General features: G+C 71.6%; 26 protein-coding genes. 12 read left to right on the forward strand and 14 right to left on the reverse strand.

Annotation, left to right across the window (positions count from 1 at the left end; genetic code table 11):
- Positions 1-8 precede the first annotated feature (8 nt).
- On the reverse strand, positions 9-2,024 hold the full coding sequence (locus tag HD594_RS15460) for an acyltransferase family protein (RefSeq protein ID WP_184751795.1): 2,016 nt from the start codon (positions 2,022-2,024) through the stop codon (positions 9-11).
- 136 nt (positions 2,025-2,160) lie between these two features.
- Here HD594_RS15460 and HD594_RS15465 point away from each other — a divergent pair, with 136 nt between their 5' ends.
- The gene (locus tag HD594_RS15465; RefSeq protein ID WP_184751797.1) at positions 2,161-3,516 is read left to right on the forward strand and encodes a hypothetical protein; all 1,356 of its coding nucleotides are present in this window, start codon (positions 2,161-2,163) and stop codon (positions 3,514-3,516) included.
- On the opposite strand, the gene HD594_RS15470 is transcribed toward HD594_RS15465, so the two are convergent.
- The 4 genes from HD594_RS15470 to HD594_RS15485 form a co-directional block, all read right to left on the reverse strand.
- Positions 3,497-3,757, reverse strand: coding sequence for a hypothetical protein (locus HD594_RS15470; RefSeq protein ID WP_184751799.1), 261 nt, complete (start codon positions 3,755-3,757; stop codon positions 3,497-3,499). The two genes, HD594_RS15465 and HD594_RS15470, sit on opposite strands and share 20 nt — an antisense overlap.
- Positions 3,758-3,821: 64 nt before the next feature.
- Positions 3,822-5,516, reverse strand: coding sequence for an ABC1 kinase family protein (locus HD594_RS15475; RefSeq protein ID WP_184751801.1), 1,695 nt, complete (start codon positions 5,514-5,516; stop codon positions 3,822-3,824).
- 42 nt (positions 5,517-5,558) lie between these two features.
- Entirely contained in the window at positions 5,559-6,140 is a 582-nt protein-coding gene (locus tag HD594_RS15480) for a PadR family transcriptional regulator (RefSeq protein WP_184751803.1), read from the reverse strand.
- Between the two features lie 272 nt (positions 6,141-6,412).
- Positions 6,413-7,063, reverse strand: a complete 651-nt coding sequence (locus HD594_RS15485) for a GNAT family N-acetyltransferase (protein ID WP_184751805.1) — start codon at positions 7,061-7,063, stop codon at positions 6,413-6,415.
- Between the two features lie 124 nt (positions 7,064-7,187).
- On the opposite strand from HD594_RS15485, the gene HD594_RS15490 reads away from it, so the two are divergent.
- The 5 genes from HD594_RS15490 to msrA all read left to right on the forward strand — a co-directional run bounded on the left by HD594_RS15490 (position 7,188) and on the right by msrA (position 12,048).
- Positions 7,188-7,607 carry a YciI family protein gene (locus tag HD594_RS15490; RefSeq protein WP_184751807.1) on the forward strand — a complete coding sequence of 140 codons (420 nt, stop codon included), beginning with the start codon at positions 7,188-7,190 and terminating at the stop codon, positions 7,605-7,607.
- A gap of 18 nt (positions 7,608-7,625) precedes the next feature.
- Positions 7,626-8,870 (forward strand): RNA polymerase sigma factor, encoded by a 1,245-nt coding sequence (locus HD594_RS15495; protein ID WP_184751809.1) that lies wholly within the window; start codon positions 7,626-7,628, stop codon positions 8,868-8,870.
- Positions 8,871-9,080: 210 nt separating this feature from the next.
- Positions 9,081-9,740: a TetR/AcrR family transcriptional regulator gene (locus tag HD594_RS15500; protein ID WP_184751811.1), complete on the forward strand. Its 660-nt coding sequence runs from the start codon at positions 9,081-9,083 to the stop codon at positions 9,738-9,740.
- Positions 9,737-11,413 (forward strand): MDR family MFS transporter, encoded by a 1,677-nt coding sequence (locus tag HD594_RS15505; RefSeq protein WP_184751813.1) that lies wholly within the window; start codon positions 9,737-9,739, stop codon positions 11,411-11,413. Before HD594_RS15500 ends, HD594_RS15505 begins: the two co-directional genes overlap by 4 nt.
- Before the next feature lie 92 nt (positions 11,414-11,505).
- Entirely contained in the window at positions 11,506-12,048 is a 543-nt protein-coding gene (msrA, locus tag HD594_RS15510; RefSeq protein WP_184751815.1) for a peptide-methionine (S)-S-oxide reductase MsrA, read from the forward strand.
- 186 nt (positions 12,049-12,234) lie between these two features.
- Here msrA and HD594_RS15515 read toward each other — a convergent pair whose 3' ends face one another.
- Genes HD594_RS15515 through HD594_RS15525 form a run of 3 tightly spaced genes read right to left on the reverse strand, consistent with a single transcriptional unit; the run spans position 12,235 to position 14,140 of the window.
- On the reverse strand, positions 12,235-13,320 hold the full coding sequence (locus tag HD594_RS15515; protein ID WP_184751816.1) for a DNA glycosylase AlkZ-like family protein: 1,086 nt from the start codon (positions 13,318-13,320) through the stop codon (positions 12,235-12,237).
- A 29-nt stretch (positions 13,321-13,349) separates the two neighbouring features.
- Positions 13,350-13,727, reverse strand: coding sequence for a DUF3054 domain-containing protein (locus tag HD594_RS15520; RefSeq protein ID WP_184751819.1), 378 nt, complete (start codon positions 13,725-13,727; stop codon positions 13,350-13,352).
- Positions 13,724-14,140 (reverse strand): AAA family ATPase, encoded by a 417-nt coding sequence (locus HD594_RS15525; protein WP_184751821.1) that lies wholly within the window; start codon positions 14,138-14,140, stop codon positions 13,724-13,726. The genes HD594_RS15520 and HD594_RS15525 overlap by 4 nt, the downstream gene beginning before the upstream one ends.
- A 165-nt stretch (positions 14,141-14,305) precedes the next feature.
- Between HD594_RS15525 and HD594_RS15530 the strand changes: the two genes are divergently transcribed.
- The 3 genes from HD594_RS15530 to HD594_RS15540 all read left to right on the forward strand — a co-directional run bounded on the left by HD594_RS15530 (position 14,306) and on the right by HD594_RS15540 (position 16,541).
- Positions 14,306-15,328: a phage tail sheath family protein gene (locus HD594_RS15530; RefSeq protein WP_184751823.1), complete on the forward strand. Its 1,023-nt coding sequence runs from the start codon at positions 14,306-14,308 to the stop codon at positions 15,326-15,328.
- 38 nt (positions 15,329-15,366) lie between these two features.
- Positions 15,367-16,032, forward strand: coding sequence for a class I SAM-dependent methyltransferase (locus HD594_RS15535; RefSeq protein WP_184751825.1), 666 nt, complete (start codon positions 15,367-15,369; stop codon positions 16,030-16,032).
- Between the two features lie 71 nt (positions 16,033-16,103).
- Positions 16,104-16,541, forward strand: a complete 438-nt coding sequence (locus HD594_RS15540) for a YdeI/OmpD-associated family protein (protein ID WP_184751827.1) — start codon at positions 16,104-16,106, stop codon at positions 16,539-16,541.
- A gap of 51 nt (positions 16,542-16,592) precedes the next feature.
- On the opposite strand, the gene HD594_RS15545 is transcribed toward HD594_RS15540, so the two are convergent.
- The 4 genes from HD594_RS15545 to HD594_RS17570 form a co-directional block, all read right to left on the reverse strand.
- Complete coding sequence (locus tag HD594_RS15545) at positions 16,593-17,639, reverse strand: isopenicillin N synthase family dioxygenase (protein WP_184751829.1); 1,047 nt, start codon at positions 17,637-17,639, stop codon at positions 16,593-16,595.
- An 88-nt stretch (positions 17,640-17,727) separates the two neighbouring features.
- Positions 17,728-18,660 carry a diacylglycerol/lipid kinase family protein gene (locus tag HD594_RS15550; RefSeq protein ID WP_184751831.1) on the reverse strand — a complete coding sequence of 311 codons (933 nt, stop codon included), beginning with the start codon at positions 18,658-18,660 and terminating at the stop codon, positions 17,728-17,730.
- A 96-nt stretch (positions 18,661-18,756) separates the two neighbouring features.
- Positions 18,757-19,638, reverse strand: coding sequence for a hypothetical protein (locus HD594_RS15555; RefSeq protein ID WP_184751833.1), 882 nt, complete (start codon positions 19,636-19,638; stop codon positions 18,757-18,759).
- Positions 19,639-19,727: 89 nt separating this feature from the next.
- Positions 19,728-20,228: a GNAT family N-acetyltransferase gene (locus HD594_RS17570; RefSeq protein ID WP_373877177.1), complete on the reverse strand. Its 501-nt coding sequence runs from the start codon at positions 20,226-20,228 to the stop codon at positions 19,728-19,730.
- 17 nt (positions 20,229-20,245) lie between these two features.
- Here HD594_RS17570 and HD594_RS15565 point away from each other — a divergent pair, with 17 nt between their 5' ends.
- A complete protein-coding gene (locus HD594_RS15565; protein ID WP_271171140.1) occupies positions 20,246-21,916 on the forward strand; it encodes a serine hydrolase domain-containing protein in 1,671 nt (556 codons plus the stop codon).
- A 9-nt stretch (positions 21,917-21,925) separates the two neighbouring features.
- Positions 21,926-23,578, forward strand: a complete 1,653-nt coding sequence (locus HD594_RS15570; RefSeq protein WP_271171139.1) for an FAD-dependent oxidoreductase — start codon at positions 21,926-21,928, stop codon at positions 23,576-23,578.
- 22 nt (positions 23,579-23,600) lie between these two features.
- Here HD594_RS15570 and deoC read toward each other — a convergent pair whose 3' ends face one another.
- Positions 23,601-24,266, reverse strand: a complete 666-nt coding sequence (gene deoC / locus HD594_RS15575) for a deoxyribose-phosphate aldolase (protein WP_184751839.1) — start codon at positions 24,264-24,266, stop codon at positions 23,601-23,603.
- A gap of 97 nt (positions 24,267-24,363) precedes the next feature.
- Between deoC and HD594_RS15580 the strand changes: the two genes are divergently transcribed.
- Positions 24,364-25,893, forward strand: a complete 1,530-nt coding sequence (locus HD594_RS15580) for a pyruvate kinase (protein ID WP_184751841.1) — start codon at positions 24,364-24,366, stop codon at positions 25,891-25,893.
- A 27-nt stretch (positions 25,894-25,920) separates the two neighbouring features.
- Here the strand turns inward: HD594_RS15580 and HD594_RS15585 are convergent, their stop codons facing one another.
- Positions 25,921-26,439, reverse strand: coding sequence for a PadR family transcriptional regulator (locus tag HD594_RS15585; protein ID WP_184751843.1), 519 nt, complete (start codon positions 26,437-26,439; stop codon positions 25,921-25,923).
- Positions 26,440-26,466 lie beyond the last annotated feature (27 nt).

A 26,466-nucleotide genomic window follows, 5' to 3' on the forward strand; every position in this document is an offset into this window, starting at 1 on the left:
GAGCGCCCTCAGCGACCCGAGCCCGCGTCGGCGAGCACCGGTGCCAGCCGCTCCCCCAGCACCTCGGCCATCTCGGCGGCGAACACAGCGGTCAGATGGTGCGAGTCGCGGTACACGAGCGTGTTGCCGATGATCGGCGGGCACCACCCCGCGTCGCACAGGTAGTCGTTCACGTCGATGAGCGGCACGCCCCGCTCGGCGGTGGCCACCACCTCGGCATCGCGCGACGGGCCCGACAGCGCCTCGGACCGCGGCGTGCCGCACACCTCGGCATCCGCCAGGTGCACCGACAGGCACGTCGACGGGTCCTCGAACTGATCCGGGGTGTCGGCGATGACCGCGGTCGGCGCCTCCAGCGCGTCGAGGGTCTCGCCGAGCCCCTCGGCCCACGTCTGCACGTCGTCGTCGACACCCGGCTGCACCGGCGTCGCGCCGTAGCTCACGAGCAGCACCAGGGCGGGCTTCTCCTCGTTCAGCCGCGAGATCACGTCGTCCCGCCACGGCTCGCACGTCTCGTACGCCACCCCGTCGCGCATGACGGGGACGGATGCCGCCGGGCACGAGCTCTTCGTGTGCACCTCGACCGCGTACCCCTGCTCCTCGGCGACGGCCTCGACGGCCGGGAACCAGTGCGCCGCGTGCGAGTCGCCGAACAGGACGATGCGGGGCGCCTCGGGGTCGCCGTAGACGCAGCCTTCGGTATCGGTGTCGGACACACCCTGGTTGCAGCCGTCGTCGAAGATCTCGGGCAGACTCTCGTCGGCCTCCCGCAGCGACGGCTCGAGGTTCTCGGGCACGATGTCGGTCCCCTCGGGGGCCTGTTCGATCTGCGTCGCCGGAACCGTCTCCTCTACGCTCAGCTCACGCGAGTCCGCGTACGCCGAAGCGCCCGTCGCGACCACCAGACATGCGAGCGACCCGGCCGCCGCCCCGATCAGAGCCCGCCGGGGCCGAGCGAGCACGCGCGAGCGACGCAGCGGGTTCTCCACGAACCGGTAGAGCAGCCATGCGGCCGGCACGCACGCCGCGGCGATCCCGAGCGTCACCCACAGGGGCAGCTCGTCGGGCGTCGCGATCTGCGGCAGCGTGAGCGCCGGCCAGTGCACGAGGTACAGCGAGTACGAGATCTCGCCGACGAACAGCATCCCGCGCATCGACAGCACGCCCGACGGGCCGAACCGCGCCGGCGTCGCGCCGCCGAGGATCACCGCCGCCGTGCCGAGCACCGGCATCAGCGCCCACGGGCCCGGGAACACCGTCGACGACGAGAACCAGACCGCGGATGCCGTCATCACCGCGAGCCCGGCCCACCCGAGCGCCGCAGCGGCCAGCGGCGACCGCATCCGCCATCCCCGCGCCACGGCGAACGCGACGAGCCCGCCCACGCCGAGCTCCCACGCCCGCGTCGGCAGGGAGAAGAACGCCCACGACTGCGACTGCCCCGTCGCGACCAGGCACCACACGAACGATCCGACGACCACGACGACGAGGATCGCGAACAGCGCCCGGCGCGACCGGAGGACCGCCCAGCCGAGCGCCAGCAGCGCCGGCCACACCAGATAGAACTGCTCCTCGACCCCGAGCGACCAGTAGTGCTGGAACAGCGAGGGCGCCGAGTCCGCCAGGTAGTCCGTGCCGTCGACGGCGAAGAGGTAGTTCGGCACGTACAGGGCGGTGGCGACCGCTCCGCGCCACACCTCCTGCATGAGCAGCGGCGGGAACCACACGAGCGCCGCGAGCACCGTCCCCACCAGCACGACGAACGACGCCGGCAGGATGCGGCGAGCGCGACGCGCATAGAACTCGCCGAAGCGGATGCGGCCGTGCCGCGCGAACTGGTCGAGGAGGTGCCCGGTGATCAGGAACCCCGAGATGACGAAGAAGACGTCGACGCCGACGTACCCGCCCGGCAGGAACGGGACGCCCGCGTGGTACAGCAGGACGGCGCCGACCGCGAACGCCCGGAGCCCCTGGATGTCGGGGCGGAAGCGGTCGCGCGAGGTGAGTGTGTCAGGTGTGGCCACGGCGGCGATGATAGGCCCGCGACGTGACGAGGAGCCGGGGGTTGCGTGAGAGCGCAGAATGTCGCACCGGATCGCGCATCCGCTCCCCTAGGCTGGCGGCACCCGAAGCAATGTCGCCCGCGCAGGAGATGCCCGCATGGACCGCAGCACCGACAACGAGCACCCCACCCCGGAACCCGCCGCGGACGATCCGGGCGGCACGGACGGCGGCGCAGACACGGGCGCGGATGCCGGGACGACCGAGGCCGCGGACGCCGTCCGGCCGGCGCCCGGACCCGACACCTCCGGCTCGGACGACACGGTTCGCATCACGCCCGCGGCCGAGGACACCGATGCGAACGACACCGTGATCCTCGCCTCGCAGCCCGTCAGCACGGATGCATTCGACACGGTCCGCCTCGAGCCTCTGCCGGCCGACGACCCCGAATTCGCCGCCCTCGGTCTCACCACCGCCCGGGAGCAGACGGACAGCTACGACACCCTCCCGCTCCCGCCGTCGCAGACCGCCCCCGAGAACGGCGCGCCGCCGGCAGAGCCCGAGCCCGCGCCCGCCGACGGCGCCCCGAAGAAGGCCGAGCGCGACCCCGACGCGCAGCGCTGGTGGGCGATCCTGCTCGCCCTGCCCGCCGGCGTATTCGGCGCGATCGTGGGCCTCGGGCCGTGGGTGCTGACCGGCGCCCGCCTGCCGGCCCAGGACCTGTGGGCCGCCGACACGGCGCCCTTCATGATGCCGCTCGCGATGCTGCCGCTCAGCCAGAACAACGTGGTCCAGATCTTCTCGTTCCTCGTCGTCGGCGCCGCGCTCGCCGGCATCCTGGGGCGTGCGCTGCGCCTGCGCGGTGTCGGCGTCTTCCTGCTCGAACTCGGCGTGCTGGGCGTGCAGGGCTGGGCGACGGTGCAGGCCACGATGGTGCTGCGCGAGGGCCTGCAGGACCGGTTCGAGTCCGCCATGTACGTCGTCGGCCTGCTGACCGGCACGATCCTGTCGATCCTCGTCGGTGTGATGGTGACGCTGCTCATCGCATCCGCCCCCCGCGCGGGCGCCCTGATCGGACTCACGATCGGCGCGATCGGGACCACGGCGTGGCTGACGACTCTGCTCTTCGCCACCGGGTTCTTCCGCGGCCCGTTCTCGGAGCTGGCGTGGCTCCTGCCGTGGGTCGCCCCGGTGCTCACCGGCCTCGCCATCGCGTGGACGGGCGTCAACACCGTCGGGCGCATCATCTCGACGATCGTCGCGCTCGCGATGCTCTGGATCGCGCCGGCCGTCACCACCGCGGTCGCGAACGTCCTCGGCAACCGGGTCGTCTTCCGCTCCGGAGACGACCTGCTCGCCTACGGCTCCAGCATCTTCCGCTCGGCGCTGCTGGTGCCCGAACTCGCCCTGCCGCCGGTCATCGTCGCCGCGGTCATGGCCGCCGTCGTCATCGGCATCGTGCTGCTGGTGCGCGCGCTCGTGAAGGAGCGCCCGCTCACCGAGAGCCGAACGTGAGCAGCAGCGGCACCGCGAGCCCGACCACCCACAGTGCGACGAACGCGATGCCGCCGAACAGCAGCCAGCGGCGGTTGGCGACGGGCATGTCGCCCCACAGCGAGTTGCGCACATCCTCGCGGTTGGCGCGCGAGACGACGCGCCGGATCTCGGGGTCACCCGTGTCGAGGCGCCCCTCGCGCGCGTGACGCGCGATGTTCTCCGCCTCTTCGGGCGAGAGATCACGGTCGGGGCTCGGCATGGCTCCATGGTAAGTCGGTGACGGGTGCCGCGGGCCGGGCGGAGCGAGCGAGAGGGCGGAGCTCCTAGGAGGGTCTGCGGGGGCCGAAACCGCCCAGCAGCGCATGCAGCGCCGGAAGCACCGAGACGCTCATCAGGACGACGCCGAAGGTGAGATCCGACGCACGCAGCAGCGCCCCGCCGATCAACAGCGCCGCAAACAGCATCATCGACACCGCCCGCCGGATGAGGCCCTCCAGGCGCGCGAAGCGGCGCTCGAGGCGCGACATGTCGACGGTGAGCTTGCCGTCATCGAGCCGCGTGATGAGGTCGTCGACGCGCCGCGGCATCCGCATCATGAGCCCGCCGATCGACACGGCCTCCTTCGCGAACGCCTTCACGACGTTGCCGCGCTCGTCGCGCAGCAGCTGCTGGGCGTACGGCTCGACGGCATCCCACATGTTGAACTTCGGGTTCAGCGAGCTGCACATGCCCGACGTCAGCGAAACGGCGCGGATGATCAGCAGGAAGTTCTCGGGCAGCTGGAACGGCAGCGACCGCATCGCGTCGCCGAACTCGACGGCGAAGTCCTCGAACTCGCGGATGTCGACCTCCTGCAGATCCGCGAAACCCATGCCGCCGAAGCGCGAGAACAGCTGCCCCATCGCGCGCTCGAGCTCGCCGGTGTCGGCCGTCGGCAGCAGCACCCCGACGTCGCGGATCGCCTGCACCAGCTGGCGGCTGTTGCGCGCGGCGACGGCGATCATGAGCTGCTGCAGGCCGTGGCGCAGGCGGTCGGGGACCTCGCCCATCATCCCGAAGTCGACGAACGTGAGCCGGAACGGCGGCTCGCCCTCCGCGGCATCCGCCCTCGGGGTCACGAACAGGTTCCCCGGATGCGGGTCGGCGTGGAAGTACCCGTCGACGAAGAGCTGGTCGAACATGACCTCGGCGAACACGCGGGCGACGGCGTTCGGGTCGATCCCCGCCGCGCGGAGGCCCTCCTGGTCGTTGATCTTGATCGCCGAGACGTCCTCGAGGGTCAGCACCCGCCGGTTGCTGCGCTCCCACGCGACCTCGGGCACGCTCACGCGCGGGTCGCCGGCGAAATTCTCGGCGAACCGCGCGGCGTTCGCGGCCTCGTGGAAGTAGTCGATCTCCTCCAGGCTCGTCGCCGCGAACTCCTCGATGAGCGCCGGCAGGTCTACGTGCTGCCGCACCATGCGCACGCGGCTGAGCACCGAGGCGACGCGCCGCAGGGCCGTGAGGTCGACGTCGACGACCTGCTCGATCCCGGGCCGCTGGATCTTCACCACCACGTCGGCGAAGCCGGTGTCATCCGCATCCGCCGGTCGCAGCGTCGCGCGGTGGGCCTGCCCGAGCGACGCCGCTGCGAGCGGCGCCTCGTCGAACGACGCGTACGCGCGATCGAGCGGCATCCCGAGTTCGGCCTCGGCGTGCTCGCGGATCGCCGGGAACGGCACCGCAGGCACTTCGTCCTGCAGGCTCTCGAGCTCCTTGGTGATCTCGGGCGGCAGAACGTCGAGGCGGCTCGACATGAACTGGCCGACCTTGATCATGAGTCCGCCGAGATCGACCGCGAGATCGTGGAACCGGCGCGCGATGCGCTGGATCCGCGCCGCGCGCCCGCGGGCGACGAACGCGCCGAGCCCGATCCGGGGCAGGATCAGCTCGTACCACCACGCCTGCAGCATGTACCGCCACGCGAACCGCATGATGCGGCGGTAGCGGCCCCGCGTCACCGCCGTGTCGGTCGTCATGTCTCCATGATGCCGACTCGGCGGCGGTGCGGGCTCGTCGGGTCAGTCCTCCGCGAGGATCGCATACAGCTTGCGGCGCGCCTCGTCGAGGACGGCGACCGCCTCGTCGACCTGCTCCTTCGTGCCGGCCTTGCCGACCTGCGCGGCCGCCTGCGCGAGCTTCGCGCCCGCCTTCGGCAGCGCGGCCATGCGCTGGGCGTCCTTCATGCCCGGCATCTCCCACGGCGCCGAACGATCGTCGGAGCCTTCGGCCTCTTCACGACCGGCATCGGTCAGCGAGTAGGTCTTCTTGCCGTCCTTCTCCTCGGCGACGATCAGGCCCTCGTCGGCGAGCATCTGCAGCGTCGGGTAGATCGAGCCGGGGCTCGGCTTCCACATGCCGCCCGAGCGCTCCTCGATCTCGTGGATGATCTGGTAGCCGTGCATGGGGCCTTCGGCCAGGAGAGCGAGCACGGCCGAGCGCACGTCGCCGCGGCCCATGCGCATGCCGCCGAAGCGCTGCTCGAAGCCCTCCTTGAGCTGGTCCATCGCCTCCCAGATGTCGTTGCCCGACCAGCCGCGCCCGAAGCCGGGGCCGGGTCCGCGGTGGCGCGATCCGCCGCGGTCGCCGTAGGAATCGTTCATGATGACCTCCTCGGAAGGATGCTGTCGCCCGATGTATGAGCGATACATACCGATATATCGTTAACCGGCTCCGAGCGACAGGGTCCCGCGGACTTTCACACGCCGCGCCCAGCTTCGCGGCGCACCTCACCCCGCGCACGGGCACCGTGCATGACCCCGGCGAATGCATATCGTCTCGCCGAGACGACACGTTGCACACGGGGAACAACGTGTGATCTCGGCGAGTGCGCATCTCCTCGCCGAAACGACAGGATGCACGTGCGGCGGAGATGTCAGGCCTCGGGGAGGAGCTGCGCCTTCGCGGGCTCGACGCCCTCGGCGACGAGGTCCCAGGCGGGGCGGCGGAACTGCGCGGCCGACAGCCGCACACGCACTTCCTCGCCGCTCTCGCCGGGGCGGGGCCGCATGCGCGTGCGGCCGTTCAGCTCGTAGCCGAGCTTGCGCGAGACGCCCAGCGACCTGTCGTTCCACTCGGCCGCGCTGGACTCGGCCCACTCGGCGCCGAGGTGGTCGAACGCGAACATCAGCATCCCGGCGCGCATCTCCGTGCCGAGCCCCTGGCCCTGATGCTCCTGCGTCAGCCAGGATCCCGATTCCACCGTGCGGCGCTCGGCGAACTGCACGCCCTGCACGTCCCGCACGCCGATCGGCACGCCGTCCCGCAGCACAGCGAAGCTCACCGTCCACTTCTCTGCGGTGAGCCCGACACGCAATCCCCACTGGAACTGCACCATCGAACGCGCCAGGGCGTCCGGCTCGGCTTCGGACCACGGCGTGAGGAACGGCATCCGGTCCGGCGCGTGGATGCCGGCGACCGCCGCGTCGACCAGGCCCGGAAAGTCCTCATCCCGCACCGGGCGCATCTCCAGGCGCGGGGTCCGCAGGCGCAGACCGAACAGCGGCCAGATCCGATCCATCTCCATTGCGCCACGATAGGGGGAACGGGCGGGCCTTCGTCGGATTCCGGATCGATGTCGATTCCGGTTGCCCCCGTTCGACGCGATAGTGAGAGGGGACGACAGGTCCCCGCCGAACAGGGAGCAAGAGATGAAGCACATGCTGATCATGCGGGCGACCGCCGACGCCGTGAAGAACTTCCAGGAGATGGACTTCGAGGCCGCCATCAACGCGATGGGCGCCTACAACGAGGCGATGATCGCCGCCGGCGTCATGGTCGCCGGCGAGGGGCTCGCGATGGAGCCCGGCTACGTCGTCGACTTCTCGGGCGACACCCCGATCGTCAGCGACGGCCCCTACGGCGAGGTGCACGAGCTGTTCAACGGGTTCTGGATCATCCAGACCGCCACCGCCGAAGAGGCGCTCGAGTGGGCCAAGCGCTGCCCGCTGACCGCCGGCAACAAGCTCGAGGTGCGGCGCGTGACCGACGAGAGCGACTTCGCCGAGCACGCCGACAACGAGTACATCCAGAAGGAGAAGGAGTGGCGCGTCGAGCTCGGCACCGAGTGAGCCGCCGCTGACACCGACATGGACGACGTCCGGCGCACGGTCGACGCCCTCTGGCGCATCGAGGGCCTGCGGATCACGGCATCCGTGGCCAAGATGACCGGAGACGTCGGCCTCGCCGAGGACGTGGCGCAGGAGGCGGTGCTCGAGGCCCTCCAGTCGTGGCCGGATGCCGGCATCCCCCGCAATCCGGGCGCATGGCTCACCGCGGTCGCGAAGCGCCGCGCCATCGACGCGTGGCGGCGCCGCGAGCGCCTCGACGAGCGGTACGAGACCATCGCGCACGCGCTCGACCAGGCTCCCGACGACGACTGGGAACCCATCGATGACGACGTGCTGCGCCTCGTCTTCACGGCATGCCACCCCGCGCTGTCGCGCGAGTCGCAGGTCGCGCTGACGCTGCGCGTGGTGGCGGGGCTGTCGACCGACGAGATCGCACGGATGCTGCTGACCTCGGTGCCGACCGTGCAGGCCCGCATCACGCGGGCGAAGAAGACGCTCGCCGCCGCGAGAGTGCCGTTCGAGACGCCCGATCCCGCGGAATGGCGCGGGCGGCTGTCGGCGGTGCTCGGCGTCGTGTACCTCGTGTTCACCGAGGGGTACGCCGCGACCGCGGGCGACCGGTGGGTGCGGCCCGATCTCGCCGACGAGGCCATCCGGCTCGGGCGCATCGTGACGGGTCTGCTCCCCCGCGAGCCCGAGCCGCTCGGGCTGCTGGCGCTCATGGAGCTGCAGCGAGCGCGGTTCGCGGCCCGCGAGTCCGGCTCCGGCGGCGCGGTGCTGCTCGCCGACCAGGACCGGTCGCGGTGGGACCGCGGCCAGATCGCGCGCGGGCTCGACCTGCTGCGGAAGGCGGATGCCGCGGCCGCCGCGCGCGGTACGGGCCGTGGACCGTACGCGCTGCAGGCGGCGATCGCGGCGTGCCACGCGGTGGCGCCGAGCGTGGCTGAGACCGACTGGCCACGGATCGTGCTGCTGTACGAGGTGCTCGGCCGCGTCGCCCCGAGCCCTGTGGTGGAGCTCAACCGGGCAGCAGCGGTGTCGATGGCGTCGGGACCCGCCGACGCACTGGCCATCGTCGATGCCCTCGAGGAGTCGGGCGCGCTGCACGGCTCACACCTTCTGCCGAGCGTCCGTGGCGAGCTGCTCGCGCAGCTCGGGCGGGTGGACGAGGCCCGGTCGGAGCTGCTGACCGCGGCCGCACTGACCGCGAACGCCGCTCAGCAGCAGGTGCTGCGGGCGAAGGCGGAAGCACTGGCCGGCTGACGCGGCCGCGGCCGGCGGCAACCCTGGCTGCCGCACGCGTGTCATCACGCAGGCAGAATGCCGCCGACACACCGTGCTATCCGGGGTGCCGCTGGATTCCGCCTGAATTCGTGCGCACCGGAGACGCCGGGGAGGAGTCGCACAGCGCGTCGGCGGCCCACCGTCGCACATTGTGTGCACTCTGGGTGAAATAGTGCAATACTGCACTTCATGTCCGAGAGTGCAACGCTAGGTCGCGAGCGCAAGCGCGCGGAGACGACGCGCACGCTCATCTCGCTCGCACGCCAGGCGACGGCATCCGATGGCCTCCACGGTTTCACGATCGAGGAGCTGTGCGAGCGCGCGGGCATCTCGCGCCGCACCTTCTTCAACTACTTCGCGTCGAAGGAGGACGCCGTCCTCGGGATCGCGCTGCGCGACGACACCTCGGAGGCGGACGAGCGCTTCGTCGCGCTCCGGCCCGACACCGCCACCGGCGAGGTCTCGCGGACGCTCCTCGCCGACTACGCAGAGCTCCTCACCGAACGATGGGCCGCGCTCGACGTCGACCGCGCAGCGGCGATGGAGCTGATGGCCGCGACGGAGGCGGAACCGCGTCTCATCTCCCACATGCTCGATCGCCACCGACGGGACGAGATGCGTGACGCCGCGCTCGTCGCGCGCCGCGAGCACCTCCCGGTCGACGACCCCCGCGTCCTCGTCGCCGTCCAGACCGTCGGACATCTGGCCCGCGTCGCCGTTCCTGCGTCCCTCGACCCAGACCGACCGCGCACGTTCGCGGACGTGCTCGGCGAACTGCTCACCGTCACCCGCGCGGTGTTCGACTCACAGACCCCTGCCGCGTCTCCCCACCCTGAAGGCACACCATGACCACCACCGCACCCACCCCGACGGTCGCCGCAGGCGACGCGCCGATGCTGCTGACCCAGCGGCGCATCTGGATCATCTTCTCGGCGCTCATCGCCGGCATGCTGCTGTCGAGCCTCGACCAGACCATCGTCTCGACCGCCATGCCGACCCTCGTCGGCGAGCTCGGCGGCGTCGAGCACCAGGTGTGGATCACGAGCGCCTACATCCTCGCGACCACGATCGTCATGCCGATCTACGGCAAGTTCGGCGACATCCTCGGGCGCCGCAACCTCTTCCTCATCGCGATCGCGATCTTCACGCTCGCCTCGGTCGGCTGCGCGTTCGCGGGCGACTTCTGGACGTTCGTGGTGTTCCGCGCGATCCAGGGCCTCGGCGGCGGCGGGCTCATGATCCTGTCGCAGGCGATCATCGCCGACATCGTGCCCGCCTCGGAGCGCGGCAAGTACCTCGGCCCGCTCGGCGCGATCTTCGGCCTGTCGGCGGTCGCCGGCCCCCTGCTCGGCGGCTTCTTCGTCGACCACCTGACGTGGCAGTGGGCGTTCTACATCAACATCCCCGTCGGCATCGCGGCGTTCGTGATCGCGCTCGTCGCGCTGAAGCTCCCCAGCAAGAAGGCCGACAAGCCGATCGACTGGCTGGGCGTGGTGTTCCTCTCGGCCGCGACGACGTGCCTGATCTTCTTCACCGACTTCGGCGGAGACCGCGACCACGGCTGGGACTCCCCCGCCACGTGGGCGTGGGGCGCCGGCCTCGCGGTCGCGGTCGCGGCGTTCATCATCACCGAGTCGCGCGCGGCCGACCCGGTCATGCCGCTGTCGCTGTTCCGCAACCCGGTATTCATCAACGCCACCGCCATCGGCCTCGTACTCGGCATCGGCATGTTCGCGGCGATCGGCTTCGTGCCGACCTTCCTGCAGATGTCCTCCGGCACGTCCGCGGCCGCCTCCGGCCTGCTGATGCTCCCGATGATGGTCGGCGTCATGGGCACCTCGATCACATCGGGCATCCTCATCACCCGCACCGGCCGCTACCGGATCTACCCGATCCTCGGCACGCTCGTCACCGGCGGCACCATGATGGCGATGACGACGCTCACCGCCGACACCCCGATCTGGCTGATCAGCGGCTACCTGTTCCTCTTCGGCGCGGGCCTGGGCCTGATCATGCAGGTCGTCGTGCTCGTCTCGCAGAACGCGGTTCCCGCGAGCCAGGTCGGCACGGCGACGAGCACGAACAACTACTTCCGCGAGGCGGGCGCCGCGCTCGGCATCGCGGTGTTCGGCGCGATCTTCACCAGCCGCCTCACCGACAACCTGCTGGCCGCCTTCACCGAGGCCGGCGCCTCGGCCGACCAGGCGTCGAACGCCGCCGCGACCATCGACCCGGCGACGCTCAACCAGCTGCCCGAGCCCGTGCGCGATGCCATCGTCACCGCCTACGCCGACGCGCTGGCGCCGGTGTTCTGGTACCTCGTGCCGTTCATGGCGATCGCGTTCGTGCTGTCGCTGTTCCTCAAGCAGATCCCGCTCTCGGACGTCGCCGGGCTCGTCGCCCGGGGCGAGGCGATCGGCGGCGAGGAGGCCGAGCGCCTCGAGGCGGAGGAGCGCGCCGCGGCGCGTGCCGGCGCGGCATCCGCATCTCATGCGCCGTCGAGCGAGGCGCCCGAGGCGTAACTCACGGCTCGCTTTCAGGATGCCGGGGACCAAACGGACCCCGGCATCCGTTGCACAATGCAAGACTGCCGATAGACAAGGAGCGATCCGTCATGACCGACACCGGAACCATCACCCGAATCCCCGGCGCCGAGACCGCCGTTCTCGCGGGCGGCTGCTTCTGGGGCATGCAGGACCTGCTGCGGGGGCGCCCCGGCATCCTCCAGACGCGCGTCGGGTACACCGGCGGCCAGAACGACCACGCCACGTACCGGTATCACCCCGGGCACGCCGAGGCCGTCGAGATCGTGTTCGATCCGGCGCAGACCGGCTACCGCGACATCCTGGCGTTCTTCTTCCAGATCCACGACCCGTCGACGCTGAACCGCCAGGGCAACGACATCGGGTCCAGCTACCGCTCCGCGATCTTCCCGCTCTCGCCCGAGCAGGAGAAGGTCGCACGCGACACCATCGCCGACGTCGACGCGTCGGGGCTGTGGCCGGGGAACGCCGTCACCACGATCGAGCCCGCCGGGCCCTTCTGGGAGGCCGAGCCCGAGCACCAGGACTACCTGGTGAAGTACCCGCATGGGTACACGTGCCACTTCCCGCGCCCGAACTGGGTGCTGCCCAAGCGCGCCGACGCCACGGCGTAGGGATTGAGGGGCGGATGCCGCGGACAACGGGGCCCGCGGCATCCGTCGTCTTCGCCCCCTGTGCACGGATTCAGGAAGACACGCGGCTGCGGCGCGCCGGCATCGGCGCGTCGGTTCGCGGTGCCTGAATTCGTGCACGGGGCTGGGCGGCAGCCCGGGCTACGGGGGTAGGGAGTACCCCGGCGGTCAGCCCAGCCCGGACACCGGGACGCCCAGCCACTCGGCGAGGTCCATGATCTCGGCGCGGACCATGTCCGCCTCCTCCGGCTCGAACGGGAGGAATTCGTGGACGGCGTTCACCCTCAGGGTCTCGCGTGAGCGGTCGACCTCGGCGTCGAGCATCCCGACGAACCGGTCGCCCATCAGGATCGGGTGCGCGAACGCGCCGTACACGCGCTGCGGCTTCGGCTTGAATTGCTCGAGGACGTAGGTGAACTCGAACAGCTCGGTGAGGCGCTTGCGGTCGAACAGCATGCTGTCGTACGGATTCAGGAACGCCACCCGCCCGCCGTCGTCCTCCTCGAGGGCGGCGAGAGCCTCGGGATCGACGCGCCACGTTCCCTTCGTGCCCTCGACCACGGCAGGCTCGCCGCTGGTCTTGCCGACACCGCTCCAATACCAGTGGGGGCGGGCGATGCCGGCGGCCTGGAGCTTGCGCTCGGCGAGCAGCTCCGCGGCGACGTCGGGTTCGTACTCGGGCAGGTCCGGCGGATAGACGCGTTCGGCGAGGTCCCACCGGCGGTGCCGCCCCTCGCGTCCGACGACCGCGGTCAGCCCCTGGTGCGCGAGCATGTCGAGCATGATGGGCACCTGATTCGACCCCGACCACCCGTCTGGGGCGCGTGACACCTGCGCCGTGTCGGGGATGTCGCGCGCCGGCAGCGGCCCGTCGGCGCGCAGCCGCGCGAGCACGTCGGCGCGGAAGCGCGCGTTGGCGTCGAGCCACTGCCGCGTGCTCTCGCGCGTCGGCCACGCGCGCATCACCGGCAGCATGAACGGCAGCAGGCCGGTCGGGCGGAAAGCACCCTCGAACTCGAACAGCAGGCGGTCGATCTCGGCCGCCTTCTTCAGCTGCCCGGCCTCGTACGACCACCCGATGCGCGACCACAGCATCGTGTGCTCGCACGGGGCGATCGTCGCGGTGGGGTCGATCTTGATGTACGTGAGCTGCTCGGCGACCTCGACGACGTCGCCGGGGCGCGCGGCATCGAGCAGCTGCGCGCGCACGACGATGCGGCGGGCCTGATCGAGGGTGAGCCGATGCGGGGTCACGGGGTTCAGGGTAGACGGGTGGGGCGCGCTCAGGCCGCCGTGCGCGACCGGCGCGCTACGAGAGCGGCCACGACCCGCCAGCCCACGAGGAACACCAGCAGCGTGATCGACGCGACGACGACGAACGCCACCGCGACCCCCTGACCGGATGCCGCGCGCAGCAGCATCCCGCCGATGACCGTGACCGCCCACACACCGAGGCCCGTCCGCACCGGCGCCGCCGGCGCCCGCCACGCGAGCGTCACGAGCCAGCCGGCGGCGAGACCGACCAGGAACGGCCACGACGTCGTCCACAGTCCCGACAGCACGGGCTCGTCGTGGCTCGCGCGTCCGATGGCCGCGAACACCACCACCAGCACGAGGTCTGCGGCGAAGGAGGCGAGGACGACGAGCGGGCGGGAGGTCACCCGATCAGCGTACGTCGTGCCGGCCGCGCTCCCCGGCGCGTGGCGCCGCGGGCGGAGGCGAGCGTCGTCAGTTCGGCAGGCGTCAGCTTCACGTACGACACCTCCTGGTTCGCGTACCGATCGTGCGAGTCCTTCACGCCGGTCCGCTTGCCGAACAGCGCATCGGCCTCGTCGAAGAACAGCACCCACGGCGCGTCCCCGGCCACGGCGAGAGCGCGCGCGAGGTTCTTCTCTGTCTCGCCGATATACGTCCGTCCGTCCAGCGCCAGCGCCGACGTCCCCGGAGCGACGCCCAGCTCGCCGGCGATGGTCCACGGCACCGTCACCCGCGCCGACCGCCCCCGCCCCGGTCGCCGGCGCGCCAGCTGCCGCCACAGCGACGTGCCGGGTCTGATCACGAGGACATCGACCATGCGTCGAGCCTGCGCGATCCGAGCGGATGCCGCAAGACTCCCGCAATCCGTTGACACCGCTGGGTCTCGGGGGCACCCTCGATGGAAGGAGGTTGCGCGATGCGGCACGATTCCCCTGGCGTATTCATCACGAAACCACCGGCTCCGCCGCCACGCATCGAGGGCGTGGCGCTCACGCTGGCGGCCTTCATCGGCGTGACCGCCGGCGAGCAGCACCCCGACCTCGTGCGCAGCACCGAGGAGTTCGCGCACCACTGGCCCGGCGACACCGCTCTCGCGACCGCCGTGGAGCAGTTCTTCGCCAACGGCGGAACGCGCGCCTGGGTCGTGCCGCTGCGGACGATGACCGAGAAGAGCGTGCGGCGCGCGGTCGAGGACCTCGACCCGGACGTCGCGCTGGTCGCGATCCCCGACGAACCGGTCGCCCCGCCCGCCATCGTCGCAGCCGCGCAGGCCGCCCTCGGCGACCGCGGGGCGCTGCTGCTGCTCGACGGCGACTGGCCGGACGTCTCCGAAGCCGTGACCGCCATGGCCGACCCGGTCGGAGCGGTGGGCGCGTCCGGCGGCGACTGCGTCGTGTACTGGCCCCGACTGAGCCGCCCGCTGCCGGGCGGCGGCAGCGAGGACATCTCGCCCCTCGGCGCCGTCGCGGGCATCATCGCGCACTGCGAGGACGTCCACGGGGTCGACAAGACGCCGGCGGGCGTGACCGCGCGCATCGCCGGTGTCACGGGCCCGGCCGTCTCGGTCGACGACCTCGAGATGAACCCCCTCAACGACAAGCGCATCAACGTCATCCGGCAGTTCCCCGGCCTCGGAACGGTCGTGTGGGGCGCGCGGACGCTCTCGAGCGACCCGGAGTGGAAGTACGTCCCGGTGCGGCGGATGGCGGTCTTCCTCGAGCGGAGCCTGCGTCGCGGGCTGCAGTGGGCCGTCTTCGAGCCCAACGGCGAACCGCTGTGGGAGCGCGTGCGCATGAGCATCGAGGACTTCCTGCAGGACATGTTCCGCGGCGGGATGCTGGGCGGGCCCCGCCCCGACAGTTCGTACTTCATCCGCTGCGACCGCTCGACGATGACCCAGGACGACATCGACAACGGGCGCCTCATCATCGAGGTCGGGTTCGCGCCGCTGCGTCCGGCCGAATTCATCGTGCTGCGCATCCGCCTCGACGTCGCCGGCGGCTAGGCCGGACGCCTCCGCCGTCGTCGTGGGAGGCTGTACCCATGACGAACGCAGGATGGCACGACGTCGCCCCCGCGGACTTCTGGGAGGAGCGCTACGCCGGCACGCAGCGCGTGTGGTCGGGGGCGGTGAACCAGACGATGGCCGACGTGGTCTCGAGCCTCGAGCCGGGACGCGCGCTCGATCTCGGATGCGGCGAGGGCGGCGATGCCGTGTGGCTCGCCGAGCACGGCTGGCGCACGACGGCCGTCGACATCTCGCCGACGGCGATCGAACGCGCACAGGCCGCGGCATCCGATCTCGGACTCACCGAGGAGCAGCTGCAGTTCGAGGCCGCCGACCTGTCGACGTGGACCGACGAGACCGAGTACGACCTGGTGACGGCGTCGTTCCTGCACTCCCCCGTCGCGCTGTCGAGGACCGAGATCCTGCGCGCCGTCGCGCAGCGGGTCCTCCCCGGCGGTCATCTGCTGGTGATCGCGCACGCCGGCCCGCCGCCGTGGTCGCGCCACCACCACCAGCACGAGGCGGGCGAGACGCCGACGCCGGCGTTCCCGACGCCCGACGAGCAGATCGCCGAGCTCGCGCTCGCCCCCGACGACTGGACGCCCGTCCTCGCCGAGGTGCGCCGCCGCGACGCGGTCGGACCGGACGGCGAGCAGGCGCTGCTCGACGACACGGTCGTTCTGATGCGCCGGACGCGCTGACCCCGAGGCATCGCCGTCGGCCGGCGCCGGCGTCGAGGTGTACCGTCACAGCGGAACCGCAAGGAGGCATCATGCCCACGTTCACCACCGAACTGCTTCGCACCGGCGGCAACAACGTCGGCATCCAGCTCAGCGACGAGATCATCGCCGAACTCGGCGGCGGCCGGCAGCCCCCGGTGCGTGTGCTGCTGGGCGGCTACGAGTATCGGACGACCGTCGGCGTCATGCGCGGCATGTCGCTCATCCCGGTCAATGCGGCGACCCGCGCGGCGGCGGGCGTGGCCGGCGGCGAAGTGCACGAGATCACCGTCGAACTCGACACCGCACCACGCGAGGTGGTCGTCCCGGACGACTTCGCCGCGGCCCTGAGCGCGGCCGGGCTCCGCGACGCCTTCGACGCTCTCGCGCCGTCTCACCGAAAGGAGCATGTGCGCGCCATCGAAGAGGCCAAGGCCGCCGAGACACGACAGCGCCGCATCGCCAAGGCGATCGAGAAGATCGGCGGGTGATCCCCGGGGGTCCGAGGGCGCGCCCGGGCGCCTGCCGTGGGGGCGCCGCGCTCAGGAGCGGCTGGCGGCGACGCGGGCCGACTCTCGCTCGGCCTTCTCGTTGAGCTTCCCCTGACGGGAGCCGCCCAGCTTCGCCGCGATGTGCTCGGCGATCGTGACCGGCTCGGGGTACAGGTTCGGGTGCTCCGCGTCGATGCACGAGGGCAGCGTCTCGATGAGCGTCTCGACGTTGCCGTCGTGGAAGAACGCGGCGCTGCGCCGCCGCTCGATCGTGCCGCCGATCACGGGCGGCTTGACGCGGTGCAGCGTCGACATCCAGCGCTCGTTCGTGAGGCGTGCCGTGATGTCGCCGAGGTTCACCAGCAGCGCGTCGTCGGCGGGCATCACGTCGTTCCACGACCCGTCCGTGCCGAGCACCTGGAGCCCGGCCACCTGGTCGGCCCACAGGACCGTCACGATCCCGAAGTCGGTGTGCTCGCCCATGCCGATCAGGTCGCCGTCGAGCCGCACATCGGTGCCCGGCGGCAGCGCGTAGTTGTTCATACGCAGCACGTCGATCGAATGGTCGGTGCGCGACGGGAAGAAGTCCGCCGGAAGCCCGAGCGCGTCCGCGAAGATGCGGGTGAGGGTCCGGGCGACGCGCGCCGCCTCGTCGAAGTACGTCTGCACCCGCTCGCGGTAGCCGTCGATCTCGGGCCACACGTTCTCGGCGTAGTCCGGCTGCGGCAGGCCGTCGGCGTGCGGATAGTCGGATGCCGCGGCGCCCACGTTGAACGCCTCGAAGAAGTCGTTCATGCGGCTGGCCTGCTCCACCCCGAGGCTGAGGCTCAGCGACTCGGACTTCGGCGGGCTGTAGCCCCGATTCACCTGCGGCGGAGTGCGATAGGCCTTCTTCTCGTCCAGCCCCAGCGCGAAGAACCCGTCCATCGCGTCCGCGAGCCCCGCGACGACATCGTCGGGGATGCCGTGCCCCGTGATCTGGATGAACCCGACCGTGCGGCACGCGTCGTCGATGGCGCGGGCGGTCGCGGCGCGCTCCTCTGCGGTGCCGTCCGCGACGTACGAGGTGATGTCGACGAGCGGGACTCGGAATGCCATGGGGACCTCCTCACGCGAGACGTGCGATCACACGCTACTCGCGTCGCGTTTCGCGCGGATGTCGCTCGCGCCGGCCCGGGCGGCCGTTTCAGCGCACGATGAGCGCCCCGGCATCCACGCGCACCGTGAACGCCTGCACGTCGCCGACCTCCTCGCCGTCGATCTCGAACGGCAGCGGCTCGGGCAGCTCCACCCGCATGCGCGTCGCGGACCGGTGCTGCGCGGTGTCGGAGTCGACCGTGTCGCTCTCCTTCACGAAGAAGCGACGCACACCGTTGTCCCACACGAACGACCGCACGGTGTCGAGCCATCCGGTCACCGTGTCGGCGCTGACCAGCAGCAGGTCGAGCCGGCCGTCGTCGACGGCCGCGTCCGGCAGCAGCGCGACGCCGCCCTGGATAGTTCCGCAGTTGCCGATCATGAGCGTGTGGCCCTCGACCCGCTCCGGGTCGCCGTCGTCGAGGGCGAGGTCGAACGCGACGACCTCGGATGCCGACACCGCCCGGCCGAGCGCTTCGACGTAGGCGAGCCAGCCCGCCTTGTCCTTGAGGTCCTCGTCGGTCTCGACCAGCATCCGCGCATCCAGCCCGAAGCCGACCATCACCGCGAAGGCGCGCTTGTCCTCGTCGTCGCCGTCGATGTCGATCCAGCCGATGTCGATGCGCCGATCCCCGGCTTCGAGGGCGCGGGCGATCGCGGCGTCGACATCGGCGATCGGAACCCCGAGATTGCGGGCCAGCAGGTTCCCGGTGCCCTGAGGCACGATGCCGAGCGGGATGCCGGTGCCGGCGAGCACCTCGGCGACCGCGCGCACGGTGCCGTCGCCGCCCGCGACGATCACGAGGTCGGCGCCCGCGTCGAGCGCATCGCGCGCTGGGCCCCTGCCCGGGTCCTCGACGGTCGTCTCGTACCACCGGGCGGCGGCGCAGGCGTCCGGGTCGACGCGGTCGAACGCGTCGCATAGGCCATCGCGTGAGATCTTGCTCGGGTTGTAGACGACAGCAGGGCGAGGAGATGTCATTCCACCACTCTGCGCTCTCAAGGCCGGGGTCGGCAGGGGCTTGCGCGGTGGCGGCGCTTCTGCCAGGACAGGTGGAGGCGCGGAGCGCGCCGGCGCTCACGCGCAGAAGTAGACCATCACGAAGCCGTACCCGATCGCGTAGGTGTACGGCTGGTCGTACGTGAGGACGAGTTCGCCGCCCTCGGCCATGTCGATGTGCGCCTCGCCCGCGATGTCGCCGTCGCACGAGTGCACGTTGGCACCCAGAGGAACGACGACGATCTCGGCCGGCGTGGGCGGCCACGGCTGGTCGGGGAACGGATCTGATCCGCCCGAGCCCGGCGCACCGGACCCCGATCCGGTTCCGGCTCCCGCGGCGGCTGCCGCCGCGGCTTCCGCCGCCTTCGCCTCTGCATCGGCCACCGCCTTGTCGTGCGAGCGGACCATCGCGAGGGCGGCCGCGCGTGCGCCGTGGACGCCGCGGATCGCCCGCACGGGGTAGCCCCAGTCCTCGAGGACCGCCAGCTGCGCCTCGACATCCCCGCGCGTCCTGTCCGAGGCCTCGTCCGCATCGTCCGCCACGGCGCGAACGCGGTCGGCCACGGTAGCGACGAACGCCCCGAGCGAATCGTGCAGATCCCGGCGGGCGCTCCTGACGCGCCCGATGTCCTGGACGGCTCCGGCGGCGACGAGCTCGTCGAGAGCCCTCCTCAGCGCCGTCACATCATCCTCCGGATCGTCGCCGAGCTCTGACACGAGCTCGGCGACCGGAGCGACGTATGTCGTGGCGAGGGTGCGCTCCCATCGGTAGGCCGCCTGCCATCCGGCCGCGTAGGTCGCCATGCCCTGCGCCCGCGCCTCTGCGTCGGCGATCCGCCGGTCGCGGGCGAGTGAATACTCGCCGATGACGACGCCGCAGACGGTGATCACCGCGACGACGGCGATCACCGCGAGCACCCTTGAGGCGGTCGTCCGGACGCCCTCGGCATCGGTTCGCACACGCACTCCTTCGGGTCGCGGAATCACGCGACCCTCACTATCGCACGACCGGACGCCTTCCGGAGCGCCCTGTGGACAGCCGTCTCCGGTCAGGCGCCAGCCAGAGCGGCGAGGTTCTCGCCGCTCACGCGCTGCGTCGTCCACTCGTCCATCGGATCGGCGCCGAGCGAGCGGTAGAACGCCAGGGCCGGGGCGTTCCAGTCCAGGACCGTCCACTCGAGTCGGCGATAGCCGCGCTCGACGCACACGGCCGCGAGCGACGAGATGAGGGCGTGCCCGTAGCCCTGACCGCGCTCGGAGTCGTACACGAACAGGTCCTCGAGCCAGATGCCGTGCGTGCCGGTCCACGTGGAGTACGTCACGAACCAGATCGCGAGGCCCACGATCTCGCCGCCGCGCTCCACGACGTGCGCGAACGCGCGGGGTTCGTCGCCGAAGAGCGTCGCGGTGAGCGCCTCGACGGTGTTCTCGACCGCATCCGGCTCCTTCTCGTACTCGGCCAGCGCCTGGATGCAGGCGAGGATGCCCGGCTCGTCGCCGGGGCGGGCTGGACGAAGGAGGGCACCGTCTGCAAGAGCTCGATCGATCACGTTCTCGAGGATAGGGGGTGGCCGAGTTTTCCGGGACACCTCGCACGCGCGAGGCGGGTGTGGTGGTATGGGCGGCGATGGACACGTCGCCGGTTCACGGGGGATCGCGGCGCGCCGGGGGCGTCGCGGCGCTCGCGTTCGCGCTGGCCGCGATGGCATGCGCCCTCTCGACGGGGTCCGCCGTCGCCGCCGTCGACGACGACGAGGAGGCGGGGCCCGACGCGCCGGCGGCCTGGGCCGCGCCCGCGACGATCGACCGCTTCCTCCAGGAGCGCCGCTCCGACCTGCTCCTGGCAGGCCTCGCGGTGGTGGTGATCGCCGACGGCGAGGTGCGCTTCTCCGGCGCCTACGGCGACGGAGGGTCCAACGCGCCCGAGATCATGCTCGACACCCCATTCGTGCTGGGGTCGACGTCCAAGCAGTTCACGGGTCTCGTCGTCCAGCGGCTCATCGTGGACGGGCTGCTCGGGCTGGACGACACCCTCGCCGTCCTCGCCCCCGACCTGCTCGCCGAGGATGCCGGCCCGTTCGGCGCTGTCACGATCTCACAGCTCCTGTCGCACCGCTCCGGCCTCGGCGAGGCGGCGGGGCTCGAGCAGTGGGGCATCGGGGCCGATCCCGGATCGATCCAGCTCGAGGCCGCACGCGTGCTGGCGACCGATCCGGTCTCGGCGCCGGGCGAGGCCTACCGCTACAGCAACGCCAACTACACCGTCCTCGGAGCCGTGATCGAGAAGGTGACGCGCACCTCGTACGAGCGGGCGCTGCAGCACCTCGTGCTGCGTCCCCTCGGGATGACCGTCACCACGAGCGACGTCATCGACGCGCGCGGCCACGGCCTCGCCGCCGGCCACTACACGTGGTTCGGTGTCGCGAACATCGTGACGTCGACCACCCAGTCCGCCGCCGGCGCACCGTCGTCGTCGATCATGTCCTCCGCCAACGACCTCACCCGGCTGCTGCAGGCGCACCTCGGCACGAGCGACGTCGGCGACCTCGAGGTCGCTCTCGCGGCCGCGCGCGAGCCGATCGACGTCATCGACACGGATGCCGCCTACGCCAGCGGCTGGGTCGTCCGGCCGTTCACGGAACTCGCCGACGCCGGCGCCACGACGGATGCCGCGTCGCTGCCGCGCCTGTGGGAGCATCACGGCGACAGCGCCCGATCGGTCAGCTACCTCGCGTTCGCTCCCGACCTCGGCTTAGGCGTCGTCCTGCTCAGCAACACCGGGGACGGCATCGATCAGTCCCGCCTTCCGGCGCTCACCTCCGACCTGCTGCACACGATCGCGGGCACCCCGCCGCCCGAGCGCACCGCCGACCCGCTGATCGCGGCCGCCCCGGTGCTGATGATCGCGATTCCTGCGATCCAGCTGCTCGCCATCGGGTGGCTGCTGGTCACGCTGATGCTGCGCGCACGGGCGGGCATCGCCCGGTGGGCGCCCGTCGGCTTCGGCGCCGTGGTCGTCCTCGTGACGATCGTCCTGGCGTTCATCGTCGTGCCGGCGCAGACCGGCGCCGCCCCGTTCGATTCGCGCTGGTGGGCTTCGGTGCCCGATCTGGTCGTCGCGGTCGCTGCGATGCTCATCCTGTCGCTCGTGATGATCGCACTCATGATCGCGGTGGTCCGCCGCACGCCGCAGCCGGCGCGCATGCCGGCCATCGACGCGCATCCGCTGCGCGGCTAGCGTGAACGCGTGAGCTCCGACACCGCGAAGGCGAAGGAATCCACCGCCGCCCAGATGCCGCCCCTGACGGACGCGCAGTGGGCGCGCCTGATCTCGTACGGCCGCCCCGAGGACGTCGCCGTCGGCGACCACCTGTTCCGGTCCGGCGATCCGGGATACGACCTCATGCTCATCGACACCGGCGAGGTCGAGATCGTGCGCGATGCGCTGGCCTGGCTCGACGAAGAGGTCCTCGTCCGCATGCGGCCGCGCACGTTCGTCGGGGAGCTCGGCCTGCTCAACGGGCAGGCGCCGTTCCTGTCGGCACGCGTGAGCGCCCCCGGCCGCGTGTACCGCGTCGACGACGCGCACCGCCGCAAGCTCATGGGCGAGGACGACGAGCTGTGCGACATCCTGCTCCACGCCTTCTGGGCGCGGCGCGAGCACCTGCGCACCGGCTCGGCCGCGTGGACCCTGAAGTTCGTGGGGCGCTCGTCGTCCCGCGACTTCCTGGCCCTCCGGCGCTTCGCCGAGCGCACGGACCTCGTCCACACCGCCGTCGAGGCGGACGAAGCCGCGATGCGGCATCTGCGGGAGGTGGGCGCGACCGAGGACGATCTGCCCATCGCGTTCATCCAGGGCGAGCCGGTCGCGCGGGCGACGCCCGGCCTCGTGGCCGACCGGCTGGGGCTGAGCTACCAGGGACGCACAGACGACGCGGTCGCCGATCTCGTCGTCATCGGCGGCGGGCCGGCCGGCCTCGCCGCCGCCATCTACGGCGCGTCCGAGGGGCTCAGCACCGTGCTGCTGGACGCCGTCGCCCCGGGCGGGCAGGCGGCCGCGACGTCGCGGATCGAGAACTTCCTCGGGTTCCCGTTCGGCGTCAGCGGCGGCGCGCTCATCGGACAGGCGTCGCTGCAGGCGCTCAAGTTCGGCGTGCGCCTGTACGCGCCGTGCGAGGCGGTGAAGCTCGAGACCGTCGACGACGCGCTCGAGGTGACGCTGCGCGACGGGCGCGTCGTGCGGGCCCGCACGGCGATCGTGACGTCTGGTGCCGCCTATCGCACCCTCGACCTCGACCGGTGGTCGCAGTTCGAGGGCGCGGGCATCTACTATGCGGCGACGCCGCTCGAACTGCGTCAGGTGCAGGATTCGCCCGTCGTCGTGGTGGGCGGGGCGAACTCCGCCGGTCAGGCGGCGCTGTACCTCGCCGCCGGCGGCTGCCCGGTGACGCTCGTCGCGCGCGGCGAGGATCTGTCGGCGCGCATGTCGTCGTACCTCGTGGACCGCCTGCTGGAGGACCCGCGCGTGCAGGTGCGGACGCGCGCGCAGGTCACCGGTCTCGACGGCGACCGCACGCTCGAGCGCGTCCGCATCGACACCGTCGGAGAGGTCGACGCCCGGGGGCTGTTCTGCTTCATCGGCGCGCAGCCCGCGACGGCGTGGCTGCCGGCGCTGCACCGCGACCGCGACGGGTTCCTGTCGACCGGGGCGGATGTGCCCGGCGACGCGCTCGACGAACGGTGGCGCGCGCTCGGGCGCGAGCCCCTGCCGTTCGAGACGTCACTGCCGCGCGTCTTCGCCGCGGGCGATGTGCGCCGCGGATCGATGAAGCGCGTCGCCGCCGCCGTCGGCGAGGGCTCGAGCGCCGTCGCATCCGTCCACCGCGCGCTCGCGGTGTGAGCGCACGGCCGCCCGGCGTCTGTCAGTAGCCGCCCGAGGTCTCGCCGTCGGCGAGGATCGTGCGCGTGGCCGACAGTCCCAGGCGCGTCGCGCCGGCGGCGAGCATCGCCTCGGCGTCGGCGCGGGTGCGGATGCCGCCGGACGCCTTCACCTCGAGACGGTCGCCGACGGTCTGCTTCATGAGCGACACCGCGTGCACGGATGCGCCGCCCGACGGGTGGAAGCCGGTCGAGGTCTTGACGAAGTCGGCGCCCGCGGCCTCGGCGGCGCGGCACACGCCGACGATCTGCTCGTCGGTCAGCGCGGCCGACTCGATGATGACCTTCAGGACCACGGGGCTCGGCGCGGCTTCGCGCACCGCGCGGATGTCGGCCTCGACGTCGCCGAAGCGTCCCTCCCGCGCGATGCCGACGTCGATGACCATGTCGATCTCGTCGGCTCCCTGCGAGGCGGACAGCGCGGCCTCGGCCGCCTTGATCTCGGAGTGGTGCTTGCCGCTGGGGAAGCCGCAGACGACCGCGAGCTTGAGACCTTCGGGCACGGTCACCGGCAGCGCCGACGGCGACAGGCACACGCTGTACGCGCCGAGGTCGGCCGCCTCGGCGATCGTCGCCTCGATGTCGGCGGTCGTCGCCTCGGGCTTGAGCAGGGTGTGGTCGACGGTGCGCGCGAGTTCGGCGGAGTTCATGGGTCAATTCTGCCCGAGCGTCGGGGATCCCGGATAGGCGGATGCCGTGGGCCCTACGACCCCTGACATCGCACGGCAGGACGCCTAGCCTCGTCGCATGGCCACCGGGACCGATGCCTCCCTGCCCGCGGCGGGGGCGGAACCGCACACGCGACGCGAGCGGCTGAGTGCGCTGCGCGACGACCTGCGCGACCTGCGCCTCAACGCAGAGCGGCGCGAGGAGCGGCTGGCGGATGCGATCGACGCGGTCCACCCGAGCCACCGCCGCTGCGCCGCGAACCTCGCCCACTACCTGGCGCTGCGCGCGCACGACCTGCGCCCGGTTCAGGAGCGGCTGTCGGCCGAGGGGCTGTCGTCGCTCGGGCGCATGGAGGCGGATGTGCTGGGCAACCTCGACGCCGTCCTCGGCATCCTCGGCGACGTCCTCGACGGCGGGGTGGCACCGGTCGGCCGCACTGTGAACGTGTGCGACACCGACGCGCTCGGACTCGCCGCCGCGGCGCTGCTCGGCGGGGAGCCCGAGGATCGCACGACCCGGATCATGGTGACGCTCCCGAGCGAAGCGGCCGACGACTGCGCGCTCGTCGGGGGTTTCGCCGACGCGGGCATGGACGTGGCGCGCATCAACTGCGCGCACGACGACCCCGAGGCGTGGGCGCGCATGGCGGATCACGTGCGCGCCGTCGGCTCCGGCATCCCCATCGCGATGGATCTGGCCGGCCCCAAGGTTCGCACCGGACCCATCCAGCCCATGACCGGCAGGAAGGCCGCGAAGAAGCCGCGTCTGGTCGTCCACCCCGGCGACCTCATCACGCTCACCGCGTCCCCGGACGCCGTGCAGGCGACCGTCGGCCCCCGTCACCGGATCGGCTGCACGCTGCCCGAGGCGGTCGACGCCGTGGAGGTCGGCCATCGCGTCGCGTTCGACGACGGCGACATCGAGGGGGTCGTCGAGCTCACCCGACCAGGCGAGGCCGACGTGCGTGTGACCCTCGCGGCTCCCGGTGGCGCGAAGCTGCGGGCGAAGAAGGGCATCAACCTTCCGAACACCGAACTGCCCGTCGCCGCCCTCACCGCCGAGGACCGCGCCGCCCTGCCGCACGTCGTCGCGATCGGCGACATGGTGCAGCTGTCGTTCACGCGCAGCGTCGAGGACGTGCGCGACCTGTTCGACGCCCTCGACGAGCTCGGGGCGGACGACCTGGGTGTCGTGGTGAAGATCGAGACGCCGTCCGGGTTCGTGGCCCTGCCCGAGATCCTCTTCGAACTGATGCGGCGCGAGCGCGTGGGGGTCATGATCGCGCGCGGCGACCTGGGCGTCGAGGTGGGCTTCGCGCGCCTCGCCGAAGTGCAGGAAGAGATCCTGTGGCTGTGCGAGGCGGCGCGCCTCCCCGTCATCTGGGCGACCGAGGTGCTCGACAACCTCGCGGCCACGGGCATCCCGACACGAGCCGAGGTGACCGATGCCGCGGCCGGCGACCGCGCCGAATGCGTGATGCTCAACAAGGGGCCGCACATCCCCGAGGCCATCCGCGCGCTCGACGACATCCTCACGCGCATGAACCAGCACCTGCGCAAGAAGCGCCCACTGCTGCGCAAGCTCCAGTCCTGGGAGCGGGAGGAGTAGAGACCGAGCGGATGCCGCGACGCGGAGTCAGCCGAGCTCCCGCAGCCACGTCAGCACGAGCTCGTTGGAGCGAAGACCGTAGTCGAGCGTCGCCCGCTGGTACCGGAAGACCTCGGCGTACTGCTCCGGGATCCGCTGCGCGTCCAGTCCTCGCGCGAGATCCTGCAGCTCGCGGAGCGCCGCTTCGGCGCTCGCCCGCAGCACCGCGAGTGCCTCGTCGCGCTCGGAGCCGGCGGGCAGCAGGCCCAGCAGATAGACCTTGGCGAGCATCGCCGTGTCGGCGTTCGCGCCGCTGAGCGGCTCGCGCATCCAGGAGCGCCACGCGGACAGCCCTTCCGCCGTCACGGAGTGCACCTTGCGGCGCCGGGCCGTGTCGGGATCGTCCTCGGCGATGACGAGGCCCGATTCCACGAGCTGGCGGAGCGCGCGCTGCAGGCTGCCGAAGCTCGCGCTGTAGAACAGCGACGGCCCAGCCTGGAACTGCTTGTGCAGGTCGTAGAGCGACATCGGCGCGAGCATGAGCAGCCCCAGGATCAGGAATTGCATCTGGACCTCCCGGCGGATCCGTGGTTA

This window comes from Microbacterium thalassium (assembly GCF_014208045.1).
GTDB lineage: Bacteria > Actinomycetota > Actinomycetes > Actinomycetales > Microbacteriaceae > Microbacterium > Microbacterium thalassium.